Source organism: Grimontia sp. NTOU-MAR1 (assembly GCF_035758505.1).
Classification (GTDB): domain Bacteria; phylum Pseudomonadota; class Gammaproteobacteria; order Enterobacterales; family Vibrionaceae; genus Enterovibrio; species Enterovibrio marinus.
Genome location: NZ_CP142108.1, coordinates 3,834,072 through 3,847,819, shown reverse-complemented (window position 1 = coordinate 3,847,819; position 13,748 = coordinate 3,834,072). Strand labels below are relative to the sequence as shown.

General features: G+C 43.7%; 16 protein-coding genes. 11 read left to right on the top strand and 5 right to left on the bottom strand.

Annotated elements, in window-relative coordinates; all coding sequences use genetic code 11:
• Positions 1-112 precede the first annotated feature (112 nt).
• The 4 genes from VP504_RS17595 (at position 113) to gspS2 (ending at position 1,940) form a co-directional block, all read left to right on the top strand.
• Positions 113-658, top strand: a complete 546-nt coding sequence (locus VP504_RS17595) for a septation protein A (protein WP_062714562.1) — start codon at positions 113-115, stop codon at positions 656-658.
• A gap of 58 nt (positions 659-716) precedes the next feature.
• A complete protein-coding gene (gene yciA, locus VP504_RS17590; RefSeq protein WP_046306492.1) occupies positions 717-1,115 on the top strand; it encodes an acyl-CoA thioester hydrolase YciA in 399 nt (132 codons plus the stop codon).
• A gap of 86 nt (positions 1,116-1,201) precedes the next feature.
• The gene (locus tag VP504_RS17585; RefSeq protein WP_325892303.1) at positions 1,202-1,504 is read left to right on the top strand and encodes a YciI family protein; all 303 of its coding nucleotides are present in this window, start codon (positions 1,202-1,204) and stop codon (positions 1,502-1,504) included.
• A gap of 34 nt (positions 1,505-1,538) precedes the next feature.
• The gene (gene gspS2 / locus VP504_RS17580) at positions 1,539-1,940 is read left to right on the top strand and encodes a type II secretion system pilot lipoprotein GspS-beta (RefSeq protein WP_251878579.1); all 402 of its coding nucleotides are present in this window, start codon (positions 1,539-1,541) and stop codon (positions 1,938-1,940) included.
• Positions 1,941-1,966: 26 nt separating this feature from the next.
• On the opposite strand, the gene VP504_RS17575 is transcribed toward gspS2, so the two are convergent.
• From VP504_RS17575 to VP504_RS17555, 5 genes are all read right to left on the bottom strand, one after another.
• Positions 1,967-2,221, bottom strand: a complete 255-nt coding sequence (locus VP504_RS17575; protein WP_325892302.1) for a hypothetical protein — start codon at positions 2,219-2,221, stop codon at positions 1,967-1,969.
• A 16-nt stretch (positions 2,222-2,237) separates the two neighbouring features.
• Positions 2,238-3,182 (bottom strand): class I SAM-dependent methyltransferase, encoded by a 945-nt coding sequence (locus VP504_RS17570; RefSeq protein WP_325894086.1) that lies wholly within the window; start codon positions 3,180-3,182, stop codon positions 2,238-2,240.
• Entirely contained in the window at positions 3,182-3,391 is a 210-nt protein-coding gene (locus VP504_RS17565) for a hypothetical protein (protein WP_325892301.1), read from the bottom strand. The genes VP504_RS17570 and VP504_RS17565 overlap by 1 nt, the downstream gene beginning before the upstream one ends.
• A 41-nt stretch (positions 3,392-3,432) precedes the next feature.
• A complete protein-coding gene (locus VP504_RS17560; RefSeq protein WP_325892300.1) occupies positions 3,433-4,104 on the bottom strand; it encodes a TIGR01621 family pseudouridine synthase in 672 nt (223 codons plus the stop codon).
• A gap of 128 nt (positions 4,105-4,232) precedes the next feature.
• Positions 4,233-5,579, bottom strand: coding sequence for a sodium-dependent transporter (locus tag VP504_RS17555; protein ID WP_325892299.1), 1,347 nt, complete (start codon positions 5,577-5,579; stop codon positions 4,233-4,235).
• Positions 5,580-6,013: 434 nt separating this feature from the next.
• Between VP504_RS17555 and cls the strand changes: the two genes are divergently transcribed.
• From cls to VP504_RS17520, 7 genes are all read left to right on the top strand, one after another.
• Positions 6,014-7,474 (top strand): cardiolipin synthase, encoded by a 1,461-nt coding sequence (gene cls, locus VP504_RS17550; RefSeq protein WP_325892298.1) that lies wholly within the window; start codon positions 6,014-6,016, stop codon positions 7,472-7,474.
• 523 nt (positions 7,475-7,997) lie between these two features.
• Complete coding sequence (locus tag VP504_RS17545) at positions 7,998-8,336, top strand: MarR family transcriptional regulator (protein ID WP_325892297.1); 339 nt, start codon at positions 7,998-8,000, stop codon at positions 8,334-8,336.
• A 222-nt stretch (positions 8,337-8,558) separates the two neighbouring features.
• A complete protein-coding gene (locus VP504_RS17540) occupies positions 8,559-8,861 on the top strand; it encodes a hypothetical protein (RefSeq protein WP_062715308.1) in 303 nt (100 codons plus the stop codon).
• Between the two features lie 170 nt (positions 8,862-9,031).
• A complete protein-coding gene (locus VP504_RS17535) occupies positions 9,032-9,958 on the top strand; it encodes a LysR family transcriptional regulator (protein WP_325892296.1) in 927 nt (308 codons plus the stop codon).
• Between the two features lie 127 nt (positions 9,959-10,085).
• Positions 10,086-10,640 (top strand): porin family protein, encoded by a 555-nt coding sequence (locus tag VP504_RS17530; RefSeq protein WP_325892295.1) that lies wholly within the window; start codon positions 10,086-10,088, stop codon positions 10,638-10,640.
• A 27-nt stretch (positions 10,641-10,667) separates the two neighbouring features.
• Positions 10,668-11,156: a hypothetical protein gene (locus VP504_RS17525; RefSeq protein WP_325892294.1), complete on the top strand. Its 489-nt coding sequence runs from the start codon at positions 10,668-10,670 to the stop codon at positions 11,154-11,156.
• A 152-nt stretch (positions 11,157-11,308) separates the two neighbouring features.
• On the top strand, positions 11,309-12,229 hold the full coding sequence (locus VP504_RS17520) for a manganese-dependent inorganic pyrophosphatase (protein ID WP_325892293.1): 921 nt from the start codon (positions 11,309-11,311) through the stop codon (positions 12,227-12,229).
• Positions 12,230-13,748 lie beyond the last annotated feature (1,519 nt).

Sequence of the window (13,748 nt, the reverse complement as noted above, 5' to 3'; positions counted from 1 at the left end):
GATGGCCTTTTCTTTTCTCTGGCTCCTTTGCGTTTTAACTGCCGGAAGTTTTCGGTAAACTTTGGGTCTTATTGAGCAAGCCTAAAGCTCTGCCACAAGGATCATCATCTGAATGAAACAGCTTCTCGACTTTATCCCGCTCATTATTTTCTTCGCGCTTTACAAGATGTACGACATTTACACGGCAACGGGAGCGCTGATTGTCGCCACAATCATTCAAGTCGCCGTTACCTGGGTGCTCTACAAAAAAGTCGAGAAGATGCAGATTGTAACGGCGGTATTGGTGGCTGTTTTCGGCGGCATGACGCTGTTTTTCCAAGATGACAATTTCATCAAATGGAAAGTAACGATCGTTTACGCCCTGTTTGCCATTGGGTTGATGGTTTCTCAGGTTCTGGGGAAACCACTTATCAAAGGTATGCTTGGCAAAGAGATCACCCTGCCAGACAATGTGTGGCGAAACATCAACTCAGCTTGGGTTGGTTTTTTTGCAGCGTTGGCGGTGCTCAACGTTTATGTCGCCTATCAGATGCCACTGGATGTTTGGGTGAATTTCAAAGTGTTTGGTTTGTTAGCATTGACGTTGGCATTTACCATGGTGAGCGGAGTTTACATCTACAAGCACATGCCAAAAGAAACCGATTCAGAAGAACAATAAATCGCACTTAAAAGATTAGGTTCACCCTTTTTCAATTTCATTTCCCGGAAGTCGTATCATGTCGGAAACGAATAATTGCCCTCGCGGTCAACTCTTACTGCGAACGCTTGCTATGCCCGCTGACACCAATGCTAATGGTGATATTTTTGGCGGTTGGATTATGTCCCAGCTTGATTTAGCTGGTGCCATTTTGGCGAAAGAGATCTCCCACGGTCGAGTGGTTACCGTCTCTGTTCAGGAAATTGTGTTCAAAACCCCTGTCTCAGTGGGCGATGTGGTTTGTTGTTACGGTGAATGCACCCGCATTGGCCGCACTTCTATGAGTGTCAGCCTGGAAGTCTGGGTGAAGCCCGTGGCAACAGACGGCATTGGTACCCGCCGCAAAGTCTGTGAAGCAACGTTCAATTATGTAGCTATTGATGGTGACGGGCGCCCAAGACCGATAAATAAGTCATAAATCAGAAAAACTTGCCTGCGCAATCGTGTAGCCTTGCATACAATAGGCCGAAGACACTAGGCGAGAAAAACTCGGAGAAAGCACGGATGTGGTACGTCATTTTTTCACAAGATGTTGAAAACAGTTTGCCGTTAAGAATGCAAGTGAGGGAACAACACCTCGCCCGTTTACGCGATTTGGAGGCTCAAGACCGTCTTCTGGTGGCAGGCCCAAATCCAGCTGTCGACAGTGAAGACCCAGGCGAAGCGGGTTTCACTGGCTCAACCGTGATTGCTAAGTTTGATAGCTTGGAAGATGCCAAAGCATGGGCAGATGCAGACCCTTATATCGAGGCGGGCGTCTACAAAGACGTTATCGTGAAGCCATTTAAAATAGTTTTGCCCGCGTAATTTCAGCGGCAGATTAAACGCACAGGAATGTTCAATGCGAAAGACTCTCAAAACAGGACGTATCGCGCTGATGAGTGCCGCAGCACTGGTGCTTTCGGCCTGTTCAAGCACTTCAGATCTCGAGATAGCGGAATCCTTCGCTTCACAGCGTGCAGACATGCTGAGCAAACTCGTACCGATTCAAATGAACGGATACAATTTGATACGCGCAAAATCTAACAGCACTGAAATTGAACTGACGTTGCTGTATTCAGGTAGCGGTGATGTTGCACCCGCTGCGCTGGCTGAAGGTTTGGAGAAAACCTATTGTACGGATAACGAAATCTATTCGCTGATGGAAAAAGGTGTGCACTACAAACTGCTTTTCCGCGATGCACGCGGACGCCCAGTTCTGGATCGAACCATTCGCAGTGAAGATTGCGAAAAACACCTATAAAACAAAGCCCGCAAACGCGGGCTTTGTTATTTTTGTATCTCAAAGCCGAGGATAAATGACATCACTTTCTCTCTCGGCATTTCGCAGGGTTTCAACGACCAGATATCATCAACAAGATACAAGTTCCCACTGATAAATTCAGACCCCGCCAGTGACTCTGCGTAAACTTTTACCGCATGTCCGTTGCTGTAGCGCTTCACTGAAAGTCCCCAACGCTCACCTTTATACCGAACGTCATGATGGCCTGAGTCTAGTGTTTCTATCCGTTGGAAAGCATCCATAGGCTTTAAACGTTATTTAAACCATATGTTTAAAGTGCATCACTTTCAGCGCACTGTCAGTATCAATATCTTCAAATTCCGGTGGATTGATAAGACGTGAGACAAAAGCAAACTCAGGAGCCAACTCTGTCATTTGTTCTGTCAGGAATTCAGGTTTCACGTCTGGCGCGTTAACACAAGCCAGCACATCACCACCTTCCGAAACCAATTCGGGCAAACGGCGCAGAATTTTCGCGTAGTCTTTGGTCAGTACAAAGCTGCCTTTCTGGAATGAGGGCGGGTCGATTATCACCAGATCGTAAGGACCAAACTTCTTCACCTTGCCCCATGATTTAAAAAGCTCGTGGCCTAGGAAACTTACCTTGCTCAAATCGTGCTGATTCAGGTGATGGTTTTCTCGGCCTCTAGAGAGCGAAGATTTCGCCATGTCCAGATTAACGACTTTTTCTGCGCCACCTTCAATCGCAGCCACAGAGAAACCACAGGTGTACGCAAACAAGTTCAATACGCGTTTGCCGGCTGCATTTTCTTGCACCCATTGACGACCAAGACGCATATCCAGAAACAGACCGTTATTCTGGCGCTTACCCAAATCCAACTTGTAGTTAAGGCCATTCTCAACCACTTCAATCTGGTTTGGCATTTCGCCCACCAAGGTTTCGGTTTCTGAGCCTTCACGGTCGCGATGCTGAAGAATGACCGTCGTACCTTGGCATTTCGTCCACACATCACTTGCTACCAAAGCGTTTATACCTTCTTGCAACGCTGCATAGAATTCACTATCTGATTCTTTGAATATAGCAATCTGAAGCACGCCTTTACCCAGCCAATCTGCGGTTAGTTGCTCTAAACCCTCGTAGCAACGCCCACGTCCGTGAAAAACGCGGCGTACCTCTTGGTTACACTCAGCAAGGCGAGTGCTAAGCACTTCAAAAAATGTAGGCAGTGCAGCCGCTGTCATCATTGATTTGTTTCCTTTACAGCGTCAGCGAATACATTTTGTTCCACTATTTGGCCGCTCAGTTGCAGGTTATAGAACTCACAATTACGGCGGTTACATCCGCGCGACTGTTTCTTTCTCAATTGACGGCGAAAATTAGCCAGATTCCAGTAACGACTGGAAGAACCTGATTTTCTCAACGTACTCGTTTTCTTTTGTTTCAGTGCCATGCTCGACTCCATACTACTTCCATCCTTGGAGTACTGAATTGCTATTTTTGGTGCGGCAGCTTCGGCCAGTTTAACGCTTCCGGTGTTTGCCATTCTTCTGGCAACTCCGGCCATTCGTTTCCAATGCTCGGCATTTGTTGGAATGAAAATACCTCGCCACCGTGATTGAATCTAAGCCCAAACGCATGAAGGTATCCCCTGTCAGCCTCTGCCCCGCTGTAAGTTACATCACCAAGAATTGACGACCCTACACTTTTCAGTGCCACACGGATCTGGTGGGTTTTTCCCGTGTAAGGCTTGCAAATAAATAAGCGCTTCCCTTCACCACCTGAAGTGGAAAAGAACTGGGTAATGGCAGGATTGGTTTTGGTAGATAGAAGCTTCCACATTGAGCGGCGGCTTTTGGTCATATCACCAATAATGGTGCCCTGCTTTTTACCCGGCTTCTTTGCAGATAATGCCAGATAAAACTTCTGTACCGTTTTGTTGGCAAACATGGATGAAAGTTCAGAGGCGGCTTGCTGATAACGTCCAAGCAAAAGTAGGCCAGATGTCATTTTGTCCAGTCGATGGATCAGGTAGAGCTTTTCGTCGCCCGTTTGCTTTGCGACAGCGGCGAGAAGTGGCTGTTCATTGTCGTCTTTGTGGACACTAATGCCGGGATGTTTATTGATGACCAGAAAGTCATCATTTTGAAAAACCAGACTGAACATGGGTAAACCTGTCGCTGCAGAAAAACAAGCGCAGAGTGTAAACCCTATCGCCCCAAATTTCTCTAATCAGAAAAGAAAATCCCCGGTATTTACCGGGGATACGAGGTTGAGTTTGCGCTTGGTGAGGATTACTTAATCAAAGGCCATAAGAAAACCAGCGCCATCAGGATTGGACAAATCACGCGCACATAGGTTGGCCACACTTTCCAAAAGAGGCTATCTGCCAATTCCGGGTTACCTTGACTCAGTTCTTCCAACACTTGGTTACGTTTCCAAATCCAGCCCGCAACCAAAGCTACAACAAGACCAATGATAGGTTGCATGTATTCGGTAGTAATACTGATCACCAAACCAAATAGTGAACCAAAATTAAAGATGATAACGGTGGATAATAATGTAATTGCACCACCAATCCACCACGCTACCGTCTGACGGTTTTTGTTCAATTCTTCGGAAGCACAGGACACTGGCACTTCTAGCATAGAAATAGAAGAAGTCAGTGCAGCGATAACCATCAGGGCAAAGAATGCGACACCTACAACCAATCCTGCACCACCCATGGTGTCAAACATTGCAGGTAGCACACTGAATACCAGCGTGTCACCGTCGAGCAGACCACCCGCATCGTTGTATATCTGTACACCATTGTTCTGTGCGACAAACATCGCAGGGAGGATCAAAAGGCCTGCAACAAAAGCAACACCGGTATCCAACAAGGCAACTTGCGCGGCCGTTTTAGGCAAATCCGCATCTTTTCGAAGATAGGAACCGTAAACCATCATGACACACACACCAATAGACAGAGAGAAAAACGCTTGGCCCATTGCGCTTATTATTAACTCTGAAGAGAAATGAGACGTATCAGGCATGAGGTACATTTTCAACCCATCGGCAGCGCCGGGTTGAAATAAGGTGTAAGCAACCATCAGTATAAACAGCACAAACAGCACCGGCATCAACCGGCTAGACCATTTCTCAATGCCATCAGCCACGCCATTGCGGACAACAAGAATTGTCAGCAGCATGAACATTGCCATCAGAACGAGATTACGCTCATTGCTGAAGCCTTCCAACCAAGCCGCTGCCGCATCTATTCCCACTGCACTTAGCAACGGACCCACGAGAAAGCCGAAGAACCATCCAGCAACAATGGCATAGAAGCTGAGAATACCACTCACGCCCAACATACCGGCTATACCCACCACACAGCCAAGTGCTTTTTGTTTTGGTGCAACAGAAATCAGGGAGCGAATAGGGTTAGATGCACCGTAACGGCCAATTGTCAGTTCAGCCACCAGAAGTGGATAAGCCAGAATAAATACCATCGCGAGGTAGGTCAGTAAAAAGACGGCACCACCATTGCTCGCCGCTTGTGTAGGGAAACCCCAAATATTGCCAAGACCTACCGCAGAACCTGCGGCGGCAAGAATAAAACCTAAACGGGAAGAAAATTGGGCTCTATTACCGCTTGCCATAATTACTCTCTAATAATTTTTGATGTTGTTATACCCAATTCGTCCCTGACAGCCGTATTCAGCGAGAGTTAACTGGGTGGTTCTTTTCCTGGTAATGTTCGACCTTCCTTGGAGACGATCGCCAACCTGTAAACCTATAATTACAGAACTCGAAACTTCGGCTTTATGCACAGGCATGGCAAGTAAACCAGTTTGATAATAAAATTTGAAGCGATCGCGCTATATTTTTCGATCAACTAACATATTTCCCTAAATTTAACTCCCATCTTATTACTTTATAAACACTTAGTGACAAACAATTTTTAACAATTGTCTAATCAGGCGACGAAATACTTCTCTTCTGCCTCGTGATTGGGAATATGCAATGCTAAATACAGTGCATACTTTTCTTGATCACTCTATATTGAGGTTTGATTTGAGCTAAGTGGATTGAAATGGAAAAGATTTATCAGTTTTTGGTCTGGGCAAGTGTCTTCTTTTACTGGCTTCTTATCGCTGGTGTGACTATTCGTGTAGTACTTAAACGTCGCGCTCTCGGTGTTTCTATCGCTTGGCTGATGATCATCTATATCATTCCGATTGTTGGCGTGATTCTCTATCTACTGTTTGGTGAACTTAACCTAGGAAGAAAACGAGCAGATCGTGCGAGAGCGATGTTTGCGCCATATGGCAAATGGCTGGAAACCATCAACGAATGTGAAGCCCACCGCCCTCAACATTTAAGCTTCCTTGCCCGCCCTGTTCATGATTTGTGTTTGCAACGAGCAGGGATCCCTGCTTTGGCGGGTAACCAGCTATCTCTCTTTAACGAAACCGCAGACATTCTCCGTAACATCGCACAGGACATTAGGGAAGCGGAGCACTCCATCAATATGGTGTTCTATATCTGGCATCCTGGCGGCCATGCAGATGACGTTGCCAAAGCGGTGTGCGACGCTGCACGGCGCGGGGTGACCGTGCGTATTCTCCTTGATTCTGCTGGAAGCAAAACCTTCTTCGGAAGCCATTGGCCAGATGCGATGCGTAAAGCCGGCGTGGAGTTAATTGAAGCTTTAGCAGTGAGCCCAGCACGTATGTTCCTTCGAAGATTGGATATACGCCAGCACCGCAAGATCGTTATTGTCGATAACAAGATTGGCTACACTGGCTCGATGAATCTCGTCGATCCTCGCTTCTTCAAACAAAATGCGGGCGTCGGGCAATGGGTCGATATTATGGTGAAAACCGAAGGTCCATCCGTACCGATCCTCAATAGTATTTTTGCCTGGGATTGGGAAGTCGAGACCGGCCTACGTTACCTACCTGATTTGCCAGAATGCAGTCTGATTGAAGAGCACCTCCATGCTAAGCATTCTGTACAGGTTGCGCCATCCGGTCCAGGTATGCCAGATGGGATCATCCAACAAGTATTAATGCTGGCAATTCATCAAGCTAAGAAGAGCCTGACGATCACAACCCCTTACCTAGTACCCAGTGAAAGTTTACTCAGTGCGCTGCAAACCACAGCACAACGTGGCGTCACAGTGAATATTATTATTCCGGCAAAAAATGACAGCCTGATGGTGGAATGGGCCAGTCGTTCATTCTTTAATGAACTATTGAGAGCAGGAATCAACATCTACCGTTTCAACGGTGGATTGCTGCATACAAAATCTGTCATGGTGGACGAAAATTTCTGCCTGATAGGCACTGTAAATCTTGATATGCGTAGCCTATGGCTTAATTTTGAACTAACACTCTGTATTGACGACCCTGAGTTTTGTGCTGACTTGGTTTCTCTTCAAAATGCCTACATGGCAAACTCATCCTTGGTAGACAAAAAAGACTGGTCACAACGCTCTGTATTCAACAGACCAATCGAACAGTTCTTTTACATGTTCAGTCCATTACTCTAAATTTACTTTCATTTTGACAAACGAATGCATCTAAATGGAAGAGTGCCATTAAATTCACTTTTGTAGAATTGGGCCTAAAGGCTTGTTATAAATTTGTTCTAAAAGAATTAAAAAGGTTACGACTCATATTAATTCATAAAGTTTTACAAAGTAAATTAATGCTATGCGTAACTATTTCCCCTTTATTTGTGGCCACTTTTTGACCTATTCGAATAAAATAACATCAAACTATCGCGTGATTATAGCCACAGCTTTTCAATCTAACTCTCAAAAAAATGTATAATCTTTTATTTTTCATGACGTTATTCTTGATTAATAAAACAAAATCATATTAGTATATTCTTATAACACAACCACCTAAGAAGTTAGACTTTATTTCTACTCTAGTTGTAATATGCCTCTCACTTATAAAGCTAATAAACTAGTGATAATCGTGTATATTCAATCGGAACTGAGTTTTTTATGCCGACTCGTTGCTCTCAAATCAGCCAAACGCCATCATGATTGGTTAGAACAACAAGGAGTGACATTAAGTTCTGAACAGGCAATAACTATTGCAGCGGTAGCAGATCAAGGCGAATTGCGTCAGGGTGACTTAATGGGTTTACCTTATCTAGCCAGCGAGAAATCGAAAGTTAGCCGGATTGTGCAAGGCTTAGTGATGGAAGAGTACATTGATCGTCGTGATGACATTCATGACCGCCGTTCCAAAATTCTGACACTATCAGAAAAAGGTCAAATGATCGCTGACATGATGTCTCAGGCAGAATCTAACAATAAGCTACTCCTATCTTCATTACTGTCCAATGAGGATATGTCTTCATTGCATAAGGCACTGGAAAAAATCGCCCGCGCGATGTAAATTCCCTAAAACCCGAGCCCCGCTCGGGTTTTTCTTTTATACCACTCAGACCACCAGATAAAATCCTTCAAAATTACCGTATTAAGTACGCGAAAAAAAGATCTTTTTACGCATCAGTACCTTGATCAATGTTTACGCTTTTTTATACGCTTTTTACCGATCTATATACATCTAGTTGACTACACTTGAAGTGCGGAATGGGACGCAGCTGAGGGGTGGTATATGTTGGCTCGACACAGAAATTATTTGTTAAAAGACACCAAGCAACTACATGCTCATGTTCAGGTAAATCCTACCGGCCTGATCGAAATTGAGATAATAGAGAAAAGACAATGTCATGCCGCAGAGTTCGAAAACCTACGTTTCGAGCGGAGCGGCAGAGTAACGAAGCTGGTATGCAAACATACGTCAAACGGCAAACCGGTCCATTGGCAATTACCTCTTGCAAATGATGACGCCAAGGAACTGGAAAATCTCATTGAAGAAGCCACGGAAGAGCTTGAGATTCTGATGAGAGATTTATAACAAACTCATAGTGCGAAAAGCCTTTTTAACGCTGCTCAGTCAGCGTTTTTTCTTTTTACAAAGTGTTAATTCGGCATAAACCCGATTCGCCCTAATGGCGCAGGGTTCTACGAGAATCTTCAGATCATTTGGGTATAATAACCTTCTGTTTCACAACGGCTTAACCTCACATGTCTAAAGATATTTTTAATACCATCGACCTTAATCTTCTCAGGTTTTTTCTTGTCTTGTTCCAAGAAAAAAACACGAGGAAAGCCGCGGAGCGTTTGTATGTAACACAACCTGCCGTTAGCCAAAACCTTAAAAAGCTCCGTCACTTTTTCAATGATGAGCTTTTTATAAAAGTCCCAGAGGGGCTGCAACCAACATCCAAAGCGGAAGAATTAGCCGCAAAAATTATTCCGGCTTTAAACGACCTCCAATCTTCTTTAAATGAACTGGAAGCGTTTGAACCTCTCACCCTGAAGAAAAAAATCAGGATTGCATTTGCCCCTCAAGCCATGATACGTCTGTCTGGCACTTTTATTCTTGAGCTCAGGGAAAAAGCTCCCTTCCTCGAGGTTGAAGTTGTTAATTGGACTTCCTCTACTATTACAGACATTGAAAGTGGCCAACTTCTAATGGGTATTTCATATGGCATTGATGTTAAGCCTAAACATATCCGGGAGCAGAAGTTAGTCGACCTCACGGGTTGTTGCGCGGTAAGAAAAGACCACCCAATTCAATCAAAATTCGCGACACCGAACGAATTTTCTAAGTACGAGCTTGCCTCTCTTTTCATCCCTGGTTGGAGTGAAGACCTTCCCGTTGCTGCCAAGAAGATGAAAGAACTATCCCTTCCTTACAAAGTTGGCTTTCGCTCTGCCTACCCGATGGCGATAGTCGATGTTTTACATAAATCAGACATGTTTTTCGCTACCAGTAATCTCTTTCCCTTCAGTTCATACCCTTCTCTGCGCCGTATAGATATTGATACCGAAGATTTCGAATTAACCTACTCACTCAATAGTTTCTTCCACCAAAGAAACGGTAACGACCCTCTAACTCTATGGCTCAACAGCCTTGTAAAAGAAGAACTGGAACTCGCTATCCAATAACCAGACCTAATCACCGACATAACTGCTGCTAATTGGGGGTTATCACATTAATCCCCTATTCTGGTCTCGCCACTTAAGGACTGGCTCACGTAATTAGCAAGGATGCTCCCTTATAAAGAGAGCAATCATGAAAAAAGCAGTGTTAGCAGGTTCCATCTTCCTCCTTCCTCTAAGCGCATTGGCCGCCGATTTCTCAGGCCACCGAGCAGGCGTTGGCTTTAATAGTGCTGATATTGAGAATGTTTATGGTGACCGCGTTGATTGGGGTAATGGTTTCAAACTCGAATATGGCTATAACATTAAACGAATTGTTGGTGTCAACGTGTCATATAGCAACACAAGCGATAGAGTCGAACTCATCACCGATGGGAAACGATACGGTACGAACTTGAAAACCAATACATACAAGTTAGATGCGGATATCGGCTATACCTTCGATCTCAATCAATTCCATGTAAAACCTTACGGTGTCATTGGCCTTGCAAGCTACAAAGACAAGTACGAATTTCATGCTGGTGATGCGGTAAGTGCTTCCAGCTCATACTCAGACACCGCGATTTACGTCGGTGCGGGTTTAAGAGCAACTTTCAATGACACCCTCTATACCGATCTGCGCATTGACCGTCTGACAGACGATGCCTTCACTGACCACTTTTCGCTCTCCATCGGCTATAAGTTCTGAGCCATTCGCTAACAGGAAGAAGTAACGATGAAAAAATTAGTATTTTCTTTAGCACTTGCATTCAGCTCAATGGCAACCGCAGATATCCATTTTTCTCCTGACCTGAAAATCGGTATGCAGTGGGGCTTGGGAGCTCAACTCGGTGTTAACGATGTCATGGGGTTTGAAGCCGTGTATGGTAGTTTCGGAATTGCCGATTCCTACTGGTTCTCAGACAAAGAGTCAGTTAAACACTACCGTTTAGGTGTTCAATATTTAGAAAGTAAACACCAAGCGTATTCGGTTCAGCTCGAAGCTGGTATTGCTGAGTACAAAGGCACAAGAAACTACTTTGGCCGTGATAGAGAAGATCTGAAGGCCTATGGACCAAGTGTCGGCGCAGCATTGGTGTTTGATTACAATCTACCTATCAAAGTCAGATATGGTCTTGAAATGGGATACTTTCGACATCAGGACACCTTTCTACCGAGCGGCTTAGCGCCTCAACTCAATGTCGGTGTGATCCTCCCACTTTGATGGCTGCCGTTTTTCAGCATTTTTCGCCGTAACTTTTACGCTCAACGCATACTGGGCGTTTGTTACATCCTCATACTATGGATGAATGTACATTTAAGGCCACTCTGGTAAAATGCGCCAAAATTCAAATGTGAGCATGACGAGAGCCAAATATGCCAATGTATGTTGTGGGTCATAAGATCCCTGATTCTGATTCTATCTGTGGTGCAATTGCACTTGCATACCTGAAAAACCAAATCGGTGAGCCAGCAGTAGCAGCGCGTCTTGGCGAGCCTTCTCCAGAGACTGCTTTCATCCTGGAACGCTTTGGTTTCGAAGCTCCTGAGCTGAAACTGAGCTATGCAGGCGAAGAAGTTTACATCGTTGACCACTCTGAACTGACTCAAGCACCTGACGACATCGCAGAAGCAACGATCGTCGGTATCGTTGACCACCACAAACTGGGCGACCTAACCACTTCTACCCCACTGGAATGTTGGATCCGTCCTGTTGGCTGTTCAAACACCGTTATCAAAATGATGTACGACTTCCACGGCGTAGAAATTCCAAAAGAGATCGCAGGGATCATGATGTGCGCGATTCTGAGCGACACCGTTATCTTCAAATCTCCAACTTGTACCACAGCAGACATTCGCTGTGTGGAAGATCTGGCGAAGATTGCGGGCATTGAAGATTACGAAGCACTGGGCTTGGAAATGTTTAATGTGAAATCTGCGGTAGCTGGAACGCCAATCCGTGATCTGGTTATGCGTGACTACAAAGATTTCAACATGAACGGCAACCTAGTAGGTATCGGCCAGCTAGAAGTTGTTGACCTATCAGTTTTTGATGAGATCAAAGCAGAACTGGAAGCAGACATTGCTTTACTAAAAGATGAAGGTAATCGCCACACCGTGATGCTTCTGCTGACTGACATTATGAAAGAAGGCTCCGAACTTCTGGTTATTTCCGATGACGTTTCTGTAGTTGAGCAAGCATATGGAAAAGAAACCGTAAATGGTCGAGTTTGGCTAGATGGCGTCCTAAGTCGCAAGAAGCAGGTAGTACCACCACTTCAAGACGTATTTTCTTGAATTTTAATTAAAAAGGGCAGAAATCTGCCCTTTTTATTAACCCTTTCAGTCATTGTTGACGAACTTCCACAATATATTAAAAATCCGACAAATCAGTTACAAGTCTTTTCAACTACCAGTCAAAATCACTACCTGTCATTAAAAATAACAAATAAAACACCACCCCTCAGATATTGATATATGTCACATTTATTTGCATAATCTATGTAACTATTCTTCATTGGGTTAATATTGTGTCAAAAAATATCTCTTCAAAAATTTCTAATTACATTCCGCTTTTTGTTCTAATGGGCGCGACGATCGCCTTCACTCTTGCAAATGCAATGTACTGGGGCGGAATACTTTAGTCGTAGTGAATTGCGAATGGAATGCCTTCCTTCAGTAAAATGCAATGAGGCTCATAACTTACCGAGCCTCTTATTTTTTTGGTCAAAATAAAAGCTAGATATATATTAAATTGCGACATTACAAGAAGAGATGTTATTACACTAGTTTTATAAACCAGGTTGAATATTAAGTAATATATAGAACTTTTCAACCAAGGCTCTTTTTTTGACTATTAACATGGATATCACTCCATGTAGCTTTGGGAAACAAGCTCAACTTTAATACCAACGATTACTTCAAACCTAGACAACACCTTCCTCCGTTAATGAACCCTTCACAAGAAGCCGCGGAAAACACTAAAGCAATACCAATGCCTTTTCTTACTGAGACAGCCGCAAACCATTACTAGCTCAACATCAATCGAAGTTTACTTTCATACCTCATGTTTATTGAAAGACCCTTCCTTAAATCGCCCTAAATCAATAGTACAGTTTACGACATTACGTTACACCGGCGAGGCAGCATTCGGTGTCATTTACAACTTCAGATACTCAGTAGCAGCGACTCGCACAATACTAGGACCTGTTAAATAGACTTTCCCAGCAGGCAACTCCACTGAAGTCTCTACTACTCATGCTTTTGGCAATCGCCCAGTCAAAATACTTAGTCCAAAGAATTAGTCTCAGTATCAAAAACTATCATTTAAAAGTTACAAGATAGTATGATTTTTACCTGAAAGAAATTTGTCTTCATGCAAAAAAAAAATTAATAATTAACTTTAAATACAAATACTTAAAATCAAAATCGAAATCAAGTTGACTGGAGAAAACAAGAATTAACAAACAGATAAAGAAGTTAAATAGGTGTAACGATTGGAGATAAAAAGCTATTCTAGTTTGAGGACTACCTTATTAGGCATGCATGGAATAAGCAACAAGTTGAACAAAATAACTTACTGATATTCTAATATTATGTTCATATTTTTATGAAAGACTTAAAGATCTTTAAAAGGGTCTTTCAACGACTCTACTGCTCATTTCCCATGCGAAAAGTCATGAAAACCGCCTTTGATTACAGGTATTTAAAATACAGCCTAATAAGGTTTAGGGATTCCAAAGACCCAAAGTACATAGCAATACAGAATACTGATCATAGTATAAAGTTAATTAGACACATTAGTAGTACCTGTTTA

Bases quoted from the DNA above. Each gene is read 5' to 3' on its own strand.
- cls (WP_325892298.1), top strand. From the start codon at position 6,014: ATGGAAAAGATTTATCAGTTTTTGGTCTGGGCAAGTGTCTTCTTTTAC.
- VP504_RS17525 (WP_325892294.1), top strand. From the start codon at position 10,668: ATGAAAAAATTAGTATTTTCTTTAGCACTTGCATTCAGCTCAATGGCA.
- gspS2 (WP_251878579.1), top strand. From the start codon at position 1,539: ATGCGAAAGACTCTCAAAACAGGACGTATCGCGCTGATGAGTGCCGCA.
- VP504_RS17535 (WP_325892296.1), top strand. From the start codon at position 9,032: ATGTCTAAAGATATTTTTAATACCATCGACCTTAATCTTCTCAGGTTT.
- VP504_RS17560 (WP_325892300.1), bottom strand. From the start codon at position 4,104: ATGTTCAGTCTGGTTTTTCAAAATGATGACTTTCTGGTCATCAATAAA.
- yciA (WP_046306492.1), top strand. From the start codon at position 717: ATGTCGGAAACGAATAATTGCCCTCGCGGTCAACTCTTACTGCGAACG.
- VP504_RS17575 (WP_325892302.1), bottom strand. From the start codon at position 2,221: ATGGATGCTTTCCAACGGATAGAAACACTAGACTCAGGCCATCATGAC.
- VP504_RS17530 (WP_325892295.1), top strand. From the start codon at position 10,086: ATGAAAAAAGCAGTGTTAGCAGGTTCCATCTTCCTCCTTCCTCTAAGC.
- VP504_RS17565 (WP_325892301.1), bottom strand. From the start codon at position 3,391: ATGGCACTGAAACAAAAGAAAACGAGTACGTTGAGAAAATCAGGTTCT.
- VP504_RS17585 (WP_325892303.1), top strand. From the start codon at position 1,202: ATGTGGTACGTCATTTTTTCACAAGATGTTGAAAACAGTTTGCCGTTA.
- VP504_RS17570 (WP_325894086.1), bottom strand. From the start codon at position 3,182: ATGACAGCGGCTGCACTGCCTACATTTTTTGAAGTGCTTAGCACTCGC.
- VP504_RS17595 (WP_062714562.1), top strand. From the start codon at position 113: ATGAAACAGCTTCTCGACTTTATCCCGCTCATTATTTTCTTCGCGCTT.
- VP504_RS17540 (WP_062715308.1), top strand. From the start codon at position 8,559: ATGTTGGCTCGACACAGAAATTATTTGTTAAAAGACACCAAGCAACTA.
- VP504_RS17520 (WP_325892293.1), top strand. From the start codon at position 11,309: ATGCCAATGTATGTTGTGGGTCATAAGATCCCTGATTCTGATTCTATC.
- VP504_RS17555 (WP_325892299.1), bottom strand. From the start codon at position 5,579: ATGGCAAGCGGTAATAGAGCCCAATTTTCTTCCCGTTTAGGTTTTATT.